The sequence below is a fragment of the Synechococcus sp. OH2 genome (assembly GCF_047462155.1).
GTDB lineage: Bacteria > Cyanobacteriota > Cyanobacteriia > Thermostichales > Thermostichaceae > Thermostichus.
On the sequence record NZ_JANSIR010000050.1, the window covers coordinates 39209 to 42053 of the forward strand.

Sequence of the window (2845 nt, forward strand, 5' to 3'; positions counted from 1 at the left end):
TGCCGTAGATCCCGGCATCTCCCGAAGAGATTACCGCCACCTGCAACCCCTGCTGGGCCAGGGCAATGGCCCGCTGCGCCCGCTCCACCTCTTGGGTGAGGGGGAAGGCCTCCCGAATTTGGCCGGGGTGCAGGAGGGGTGCCACCAAGTCCAGATAGAGCTGGTAGCCAATCACCACGTCGGCTTGGGCCAGAGCCAGGCGGGCAGCCAAGGTCAATTGAGCGGGATCCCCAGGGCCGGTGCCAATCAGCCACAGGTGCCCGGCGCGAGGGGAATACTCCTGAGCAGCGCGGGCAATGGCCAGGGTACACGCTCCCTCAGTCTCTGAGGCAAAGACCTGCTTGGGGCAGAGGAGGGTGGCCCCCTCCTGGGCTAGCTCGTCCTCCCCCGACCAGCGCTGGGCAGCCAAAAGAGCAGCCGCCTCTGCCACCGAAGGGGTGCCCACCGCCTGCCGCACCGCCTCCGAAGGGTGGGGAACTGGGATCCCGGCCAGGGCTTCGGCAGAGAAGAACTGGATAGGCCAGCCGTAGGCCTGGGCCAACTCCAGCAGTCCCGCTTCATCCCGTTTCAGCTCCAGGGTGGCCAAGCCAGCAACGGCCTCGAAGGCCAGCCCCTGGGCCTGCAGCAGGCGGCGCAGGGATCCCTCCAGCCAGGCGCGGCTGGTGCCCCGCTCGCAGCCCACACCCACCCACAGCACCCGTGGATGCCAGTGGACGGTGGGGATGGGGGGGCAGGGTGTTGTATACTCGCCAATCCGGACCTGGGCCACCGCCTGCTCAGGAGGGGTGGTGAAAAGGGGGTGATCTGGGGGCCAGGCCTGGCGCCAAAGCTGTGTGCCACAGGTTTGCTGAACCACCACCGGCTCTCCCCGCGCCAGAGCGGCTGCCACTCCGTTCCAATCGCCGGTGCCCCGCTGCCAACCGTAGGGATCCCCCAGCCCATCCAAAGGCGGGATCCCCAGCCCTTCTGAGGCAGAGGTGAGGATGGGCTCGGCTCCCAAAGCAGCCGCCACCCGCCGCGCCAGCGCCTCAGCTCCTCCCACATGGCCGCCACAGAGGCTAATGGCCCAGCGCCCAGCTTCGTCCACCACCACCACCGCCGGATCCCGGTATTTGTCTTGCAGGAGGGGGGCAATGAGCCGCACCACCGACCCAACTGGCAAGACAAAGATACAGCCCTGCACCTGCGGCCAGCTCTGGGCCACCGCTGCCGCCAAGGGATCCCCATAGGCTTGCCAGGGGGGTGGCAGCGGCTCTCCCGGGGGGTTGGCCTTGCTCCAGCAGATCCACTCCTCCGGCAGTAGCGACAGCAAAGGCTGGGCCAAGCGGCGACCGCGCGGGGTAGGGGCAAACAGGGCAAGCTTCATTAGCCTAGGGATCCTATACTGGACTACAGAGCCACCCGCAAATAGACGAGCGCCAATGCCAACCCCCCTTGGACTGATGCTGCCGCTGATCCCCCTGGAGGCTCTGCTCTCCACGAAGGGGCTGATGTTTTTGTTGCTATCGGCCTATGGCGGGGCCATGTGGACATTTTTAAGTGGCGCTCCCCGGGTGTACACCATCATCGTGCCCGATCTGGAGCAGGCAAGGGGCTTCTACGAAAAGGTTTTGAAGCTGCCGGAGGCGGAGCTGCCACTGCAGTACTACTACGGCTACGAGCAAAGCGTCGTCAGCTCTAGCCTGGGATCACCCTATTTTCCAGGGGATATTGGCCTCAGCTCCCGCCTCGATGCCAAAGCCCGCCCCACCTCGACACCTCTCGATACCCCTGGCCTCTGGTATCAGCTCTCCGATACGGTGCAACTGCACGTGATCCCTGGTTCTACTGATCCCTACGCGGCCTCCGTCCCCTACGGCAGTCCCTCCAGGCTCCCCTCTGTACCTGCCTACGGGGCGGCAGCCAGTCGCAGCAGCGGCGTCCGCTATCGCCACACCACCTATGAACGGGAAGCCCTCAAAGCCCTCCTGAAGCGGATCAACAAGCAAGGGATCCGCAACAGCGTCCGCTCCGAAAAGCCTTTTGTCTTCTGGGTGCGCGATCATCAAGGGCAGATCATCGAATTTGCCGAAATAAAAGGATGAAGGGATCCCCTAAGATTGTTGAAGGAAGGGGAAGCAAAAAGTCGGCGAGGGGAGACGCCAACAGATGAAACGGATGCTGCTGCTGTTGCTGGGTTTGCTGTGGATCGGGATGTGGGGTGGACAGCCGGCCGTGGCTCTGTCGCGGGCCAAAGACAACCCCGTGGTGGGCATCCAATCCCCAGCCAAAGACTTCATCACCACCGAGTCTGGCCTGCAATACTACGACATCGCTCAAGGCAGTGGGCCTTCACCTCAACCGGGGCAAACGGTGGTGGTGAACTATGTGGGCAAGCTGCAGGATGGCACCGTCTTCGATAGCTCCTATAAGCGCAATCAACCTTTCACCTTCACCTACGGAGTAGGGCAGGTGATCCGCGGCTGGGAGGAAGGTCTGGCCACGATGCGGGTGGGGGGTAAGCGGTACTTGCGCATTCCGCCGGAGTTGGCCTACGGCAGCCGCGGCGCCGGCGGCGTGATCCCACCCAACGCCACCCTTGATTTTGAAGTGGAGCTCCTGGCCATCCAGTAGACTCTGGATATCCACGCCTAAGCTTGACTGGGGGTGGGGAAAGTCAAGGCGGTGAGATTGCAGGGCGCTGCCGCGACTCCCTTCTGGGTAACAAACCTGTCTCCGTCTGTGGAGCCCAATTTTCCCCCTGAAGCTCCTAGCGCAGAAAAAGCTCGCCTGCGCCAGCACTTCCGCCAAGTGCGGCAGGGGCTGGAACGATCCCTGATCGAGCAGAAAATAGTGGCTCATCTGG

The 2845-nt window shown here is 63.6% G+C and carries 3 protein-coding genes; 2 read left to right on the top strand and 1 reads right to left on the bottom strand.

The window, feature by feature from the left end; all coding sequences use genetic code 11:
* Positions 1 to 1366 (bottom strand): cobalamin biosynthesis protein (locus tag NW835_RS04065; RefSeq protein WP_414414579.1); only part of this gene is annotated, 1366 nt, incomplete at its 3' end.
* A 55-nt stretch (positions 1367 to 1421) separates the two neighbouring features.
* Between NW835_RS04065 and NW835_RS04070 the strand changes: the two genes are divergently transcribed.
* Together NW835_RS04070 and NW835_RS04075 are read left to right on the top strand one after the other, a co-directional pair.
* Complete coding sequence (locus NW835_RS04070) at positions 1422 to 2084, top strand: hypothetical protein (protein ID WP_414364130.1); 663 nt, start codon at positions 1422 to 1424, stop codon at positions 2082 to 2084.
* A gap of 64 nt (positions 2085 to 2148) precedes the next feature.
* Positions 2149 to 2613: an FKBP-type peptidyl-prolyl cis-trans isomerase gene (locus NW835_RS04075; RefSeq protein ID WP_414364129.1), complete on the top strand. Its 465-nt coding sequence runs from the start codon at positions 2149 to 2151 to the stop codon at positions 2611 to 2613.
* Positions 2614 to 2845 lie beyond the last annotated feature (232 nt).

Coding starts and splice junctions, on each gene's coding strand:
- NW835_RS04075 (WP_414364129.1), top strand. CDS start 2,149: ATGAAACGGATGCTGCTGCTGTTGCTGGGTTTGCTGTGGATCGGGATG.
- NW835_RS04070 (WP_414364130.1), top strand. CDS start 1,422: ATGCCAACCCCCCTTGGACTGATGCTGCCGCTGATCCCCCTGGAGGCT.